Origin of the sequence: Haladaptatus sp. W1 (assembly GCF_001723155.1) — an archaeon.
GTDB classification, from domain to species: domain Archaea; phylum Halobacteriota; class Halobacteria; order Halobacteriales; family Haladaptataceae; genus Haladaptatus; species Haladaptatus paucihalophilus.
This window is the reverse complement of sequence record NZ_MEIH01000153.1, coordinates 1-5,844: the sequence shown is the minus strand read 5'-3', so window position 1 is coordinate 5,844 and position 5,844 is coordinate 1. Positions and strand designations below refer to the sequence as shown.

The 5,844-nt window shown below is 60.4% G+C and carries 8 protein-coding genes; 4 read left to right on the top strand and 4 right to left on the bottom strand.

The features are described 5' to 3' along the window. Positions 1-265 precede the first annotated feature (265 nt). Positions 266-688, top strand: a complete 423-nt coding sequence (locus BG842_RS28755; RefSeq protein WP_139136066.1) for a hypothetical protein — start codon at positions 266-268, stop codon at positions 686-688. A 195-nt stretch (positions 689-883) separates the two neighbouring features. Here the strand turns inward: BG842_RS28755 and BG842_RS08400 are convergent, their stop codons facing one another. Further along, entirely contained in the window at positions 884-1,648 is a 765-nt protein-coding gene (locus BG842_RS08400) for a methyl-accepting chemotaxis protein (RefSeq protein ID WP_254662992.1), read from the bottom strand. Here BG842_RS08400 and BG842_RS08395 point away from each other — a divergent pair. Next, positions 1,598-2,596, top strand: coding sequence for a hypothetical protein (locus BG842_RS08395; protein WP_254662991.1), 999 nt, complete (start codon positions 1,598-1,600; stop codon positions 2,594-2,596). The two genes, BG842_RS08400 and BG842_RS08395, sit on opposite strands and share 51 nt — an antisense overlap. A 30-nt stretch (positions 2,597-2,626) precedes the next feature. On the opposite strand, the gene BG842_RS08390 is transcribed toward BG842_RS08395, so the two are convergent. Next, positions 2,627-3,106, bottom strand: coding sequence for an SLC13 family permease (locus tag BG842_RS08390; protein ID WP_254662990.1), 480 nt, complete (start codon positions 3,104-3,106; stop codon positions 2,627-2,629). A gap of 187 nt (positions 3,107-3,293) precedes the next feature. After that, positions 3,294-3,755: a MaoC/PaaZ C-terminal domain-containing protein gene (locus tag BG842_RS08385; RefSeq protein WP_007978987.1), complete on the bottom strand. Its 462-nt coding sequence runs from the start codon at positions 3,753-3,755 to the stop codon at positions 3,294-3,296. Positions 3,756-3,806: 51 nt separating this feature from the next. Between BG842_RS08385 and BG842_RS08380 the strand changes: the two genes are divergently transcribed. Continuing rightward, positions 3,807-4,301: a PaaI family thioesterase gene (locus BG842_RS08380; RefSeq protein ID WP_069450420.1), complete on the top strand. Its 495-nt coding sequence runs from the start codon at positions 3,807-3,809 to the stop codon at positions 4,299-4,301. A 282-nt stretch (positions 4,302-4,583) separates the two neighbouring features. Continuing rightward, the gene (locus tag BG842_RS08375) at positions 4,584-5,489 is read left to right on the top strand and encodes a universal stress protein (protein ID WP_069450419.1); all 906 of its coding nucleotides are present in this window, start codon (positions 4,584-4,586) and stop codon (positions 5,487-5,489) included. Between the two features lie 24 nt (positions 5,490-5,513). Here the strand turns inward: BG842_RS08375 and BG842_RS08370 are convergent. Further along, positions 5,514-5,844: phenylacetate--CoA ligase (locus BG842_RS08370; protein ID WP_139136065.1), on the bottom strand; the 331-nt coding region annotated here is incomplete at its 5' end.

Sequence of the window (5,844 nt, the reverse complement as noted above, 5' to 3'; positions counted from 1 at the left end):
ATCATTGGGAAATTCCTACCGGAGACATGCCTATTGGTCGGAACGATGCCCACGGATGTTCAGTTGTTGCTGACACACGTCTTCCACCAGGGAGCAATGTTACGCTTACAGGCTGGAACAGTTCGACGTATAGCTATGTAGATCCGTCCTGGGCAGGGATTGCATTTAGGGACACAAGTGTTCTCGGAGGGTTCTGTCACTTCGATGTCGTAAATGATTGAGACTTTAACAATAATTCTTTATAGTTTGGATTGATATATATTTCATGCATAAGATTACCCGTCGGCAATTGCTCACTGTGAGTGTCGGAGGATTTGCTTCACTTGCGGGTTGCCAGTCACGCGCTCTATTCAACTCTAAAATAAGTGTTCACATTCAAGTTGCGAACTATACTGACGAAAATCATGAAGTTTGGGTTCAAGCTACTTCCAGCGGTAAGAACAAGGATAGCATAATAAATAAAACATTATTGATGAGCCCAAATAGTGTAAAAGTAGTTGACGCAGAAGTTCTGGCGGGAGTTTATCAACACACAGTAAGTGTCAATGATGTTGATCCAGTCTTAAAGAAAAAAGTTTCATGGGAAATTGACAAATCTGATTGTACCCGTAACAGTTCAGTCGCTATCGTTCCTAATCAAAAAAGACCTGAGCTACTTTTGAACGCACAATCCTGTTCTGATGAATAATAAATTAGATCCTGAATTGTTGATTGAATCCTTTTTATACTGAGAAAGACATTTGTCCCTTTTTGAATAATTGTGTCGCATGATCCCGAACTATACGGACAAGTATGATGCAGACACGCTCTTTTCACCCCGAGACGCTGTCGAAGCGCAGGATGACGGACTACCCGATATCCCTCCTGCTGTAATTCTTGGCTATCAAGACGAACTCACCGACGTAGTGCGTGAACGTGCAGATTCGACGGTGGACATCGTACGCTCACAATATCCGCTCCGAGCGACCTCGCTGACCGAAGCAGTCTGTTCTTCCGCCGCCGCGGCCACGTCTTCAGCTTCGTCGGCCGTTTCGTCGCTGATGCGGGTCACCTCGTCCACCGCGGCGACGACCTCCTCGGTCGTCGATGCCTGTTCGGCGGTCACGTCGTTTATTTCCTCGATGCCGCCGGTTGTCTCCTCGACGTTCGAGATGATGGCTTGGAGCGATTCCTGCGCGTCGCGCACCGTCTCCGCCCCGTCGGTGACCGCTTCGTGCGTCTCCCGGACGTCCGTGACGGTCACGTTCGCCTGCTCTTTCACGGTGTCGATGCGCTGTTCGATGTCCACGACCGCTTCCTTCGTCTCGTTCGCCAGTTCCTTCACCTCGTTTGCGACCACCTCGAACCCTTCCGTGTCGCCGTCCGCGCTCGCCGCCTCGATGTTGGCGTTCAGCGCGAGCATGTTCGTCTGGTCCGCGATGGAGCGGATGAGTTCGACGACATCGCCGATGCGGCCGATTTCGTCGGCCAAGTCCTCCATCTGTTCGACCGTTTCGTCCGTCCCCGTCTCGATGGCGTCCATCTTGTCGATGGCGTTCGAGGCCGCTTCCCGTCCGTCCTGCCCGAGCGCCTCGGTGCTTTGGGCCGTCTGTGCCACTTGGTCCGCGGAGGCGGCGACTTCCTCGATGGTCGCCGAGAGTTCGCTCATCTCTCCGGCGGTCCTTCGAGCCGTTCCGACTGTTCGACCGTCCCCGACGACATCAACGGCCTCCTCGTCCGAGACGTGGACCATCACGGCATCCACGACGGGTCGAAAGGACCGTTCATCTTCGGCGTGCTCACCGACGACGGGTCCGGGTTGGTCGAGGGACTCCGCGCCCCCGACGGCGCGCCGGACGGGAGCGGCGCGGTCGGCGTCTTCGTCCATCAGTACACGAAGGGAGACCTCGAATTCAGGGACTGCCACGTCGGAGGATTCCCGAACAACGGCCTGTACGAGTCGAGCAAGAGCACCGGCACCGTCACCGTCACCGGCGGCGAGTACAGGAACAACAACATCGCGAACGTCCGCCTCGCCGGGTCCGGTGGTACGGTTCGTGACTGCTGTGTCGTCATCGACGACGCACACTCGTCCTCCTCGTTCCCGACGAACATGCGGGGTATCTGGCTGTTCGCCGACGACGCGACGGTCGAAAACTGCGACGTCAGCCTGACCGCCGACGTAGCGAGCGACGGGGCGATAGTCGCCGCCGGTGCGGGAACGACCACGATTCGAGACAGCCGGATTCGAATCGGCACCGACGACACGGCGGCGATGTACGCGGTGAAGCCGAAGTCCACGCCCGCGCCGGTCGTCTGTTCCGGCGTACAGGTGACGGGCGACGCGAACCACACGGGAAGCGGCTATCCCGGCAGCGCGCCGCTCCGCGCCTTCGGCCGCCCGAACTCCGTCTTCGAGTCCTGCTGTGTGAGCCAGACCGGTACCGACCGCGACGGAATCCTGTTGCAGTACTGCGATGGCAGCACGGTTACGGGAAGCGGGTTCGACGTGACCGGGGACGCCGTCGTCCTCGACCACTCGGACGACGTGACCCAACAGTGTAACTCGACCTGCGGGGCGTCCTGTACCTCCCCATCGTGCTCGTCGGAGGAGTAAGGCCGCCGACTCGCGGTTTTGGTTCGTTTTTCACAGTCCCGCGTTGAGCATGAGCACCGCTACGGCACTCGTGACGATAGCCACGGGGACGTCCACCGATAGCAACCGCCGGATGGAGATGTCCACCCCGCGGCGGGCGGCCTGCTGAAGCGCGATGAGCGTCGCCGCGCTGCCGATGTTCGCCCCGAGGACGACGGCGATGAGCGGCGGCACGGGGTCGATGTCCGCGTTGCGAATCACCTGCACGAGGATGGGCGTCAGCAACAGGACCGTCGCGTCGTTGAGCGCGACGGAGCTGAAGACGGCGACGACGAGCGTTCCCACGGTTAGTCGGCTCGCCGTCCCGGTGAAATCCACGAGGTACGACCCCGCCCAGCCGTAAAAGCCGCTCCGCGAGAGCGCCTCGACGTGGGCGAGCATGCCGAACAAGAGGAGGAGAGTGCTCGTATCGACGCTGGCGAGCGCCTCGTCGAGAGAAATCGCTCCGAGTGCGAGGGACGACGACGGCACCCGTCGCGCTCGTCAGCGACCGGCTGAGCGGGTAGACGTGAATCTGGTTGAAAAACAGCAGGCCGAAGGTACAGAAGACGACGGCGACGAGCGCGTCGGAGACCATGGACTAAATTTCGAAGGGAACGGCATAGAACGTTCGGACGGACCGCGGTTCGGCTGGCCGACGAAAATCGAACGGCGGGGTTCAGTCCCGGCGCTTGATGAGGAACTTCATGTCGCCTTCGAAGACGACGGTATCCTCTTGGTTGGTCATCGTGGTGTCGATGACGACGAGACCGGAGTCCTCGCGGCTGGAGAGGTCCTTCGTCTCGATGACTTCCATGTCGAGCGAGATGGTGTCGTCCATCTTGACGGGCGCGGGGATGTCCATGTAGTTCATGCCGAGGAACGCGAGGACGGTGCGCTCCAGGAAGCCACAGCGGTAGACGAACCCGGTCGCCAGCGAGAACGTCATCGGGCCGTGTGCGACGCGTTCGCCGAAGTATTCGTCCTCGGCGTAGTGCTTGTTCGTGTGGAGTTCCGTCCAGTCGCCGGTGAAGGCCGAATGCATCACGAAGTCGTACTCGGTGACCGTCCGGCCGACGCTCTCGAACGTCTGGCCTTCCTCGAAGTCCTCGAAGTAGTGTGGTTCGTAGCTGTAAGCCATGTCGAATCCCACTCGGGAAGAATATAAGTAACTACTGTGCGGAACCGACCCATGGCGAATATCCCGGACGAGAGATACGACGAAATCGCGAACGACCCCTTCTGTGCGACCCTCGGAATCGAACTCACGACCCTCGAATCGGGCGGGGCGCGAACGGAACTCACGGTCCGAGAGGAGTTGCTGAACTTCCACGGGACGCCCCACGGCGGCGTCGTTTACTCGCTCGCGGACGCGGCGTTCGCGGCGGCGTCGAACGCCGACGGCGACACCGCGCTCGCGCTGGAGACGAACATCTCCTACCTCTCGGCCGCGGACGTGGGCGACAGACTCGTCGCGGTCGCCGAGCGCGAGGACGAGACGCGACGCACCGGCACCTATCGGGTGGACGTGGCCGTCGAGGCGAGAGTTGAGGAAGACGAGGTGGAAACCGAAACGGAAGACGGGAGCGGGGGAACGGAAACCGCGAGAGAAGGAAGCGAAGGAACGGAAGAAGTAAGCGACCCCGAGAACGTCGCCATCTTCCGCGGTCGGGTGTACAAACCCTGACAGCCGGACAGAGACCGACTGTCGGTGCACTCGACGGCACCCCGAACACCCCCAAACATCCCCGAACACCCATCGAACTCGGCCTCGATTCGTCCCACTTCGATCGTGATATTTCGAGGCAATTTTAACTATTCCTATAATTACTTCGAGAACTGCACGCGGTAGCCACGTTCGAAACGCTCACCGAGAAGAAATGAGAATTTTATCTGCACGAGGGTCTTAAATTCCAAATTTGGCTGGATAATGGTGTGATTTATACCGTTTCAGTAAATGTCGTGAGATATGAACACTAGTCCCATGCCGTGGGCTCCCTCGCTGCTGTACGCAACGGCCGGTGGGCGATCACCGCGGCAGAACGTCGTCGTCCTTTCCGACGGGGATGACGCCGAACGGACGGTTTCGTTCGCGGCGGCGCTCGCCGACGCGCGGGGTGGCGAGTTGATACTCGTCAACGCGGCCGTCAGGTCGTCAGGAACGCCGCTCAATCTCGCCGGAGACGTGTTGAACGAACGGCAGGCGGCGGCCCGGCGGACCCTTCGGACGACCGTCGATTCCGCACTCGACGTTCGAACCCGCGCGGCGGCCCGAGTCGGACGGAACTACCTCACCATCGCACGGACCGCGAGCGAGGAGTTCTCTGCCGGTGTGGTCGTCGTGGACGAGTCGGAGTCGATGACGTCAACGGCGTTCGGTCGAAGCGTCTCGACGCGCGTCGGTGGCCACGTCGATTGTGACGTGATTTCCGTCGGCGGAAATCACCTCTCGACCGACGTGACCTCGATTCTCGTTCCGGTGGCTGGCGGCCCACACTCCGGGCTGGCCGTCGATATGGCACGATACCTCGCCGAGAAACATGGCGCGTGGCTCGAACTCCTCCACGTCGTCCCGAGTTCCGCGGACGAACGCGCCCACACCGACGCGGAGCGGTACATCGCCGCGGCTAACGAGCGCCTCGGTGACTTCACCGCCGTCGATGAGTGGATTCTCGAAGCGGACGACGCCACCGACGCCATCGTCGACCAGTCCCAGTACTACGACGTGACGGTACTCGGTGCGCCGCAAAAGAACAGGCTTCGGGAGTTCGTCTTCGGGTCCACGACGGCGGACGTTCGTTCCTCGGCGTACAGCACCGTCGTCAGCGTCGAACGCCCGGACGGACGCGACTCGTTGCTCGGTCCGTGGCTCTGAGTCGAGCGACGCGAAGCGCCGCCCTCAGCGGTGGTCGTACACGCGCTTTACCTTCCCGACCTCGGTCCGTTCGAGGGCACCCGGTTCGACCACTTCCAGCGTGTCGGGTTTGACCTCCAGAATCTCGCGCAAACGCTCCTGAATTCGCTCGCGGAGTTCGTGCGGCGAATCCTCGAAGTCCTCGTGGTATTCGACGGTTATCTCCATCCTGTCGAGTTGGCCGTCCCGCCGCAAGTCGATTCGGTAGTGCGGGGCAACGGCGTCCAGGTCGACCATGACCTCCTCGATTTGGCTCGGGTAGACGTTCACGCCGCGAACGATGAGCAGGTCGTCGGCGCGGCCCGTGACGTTGCCC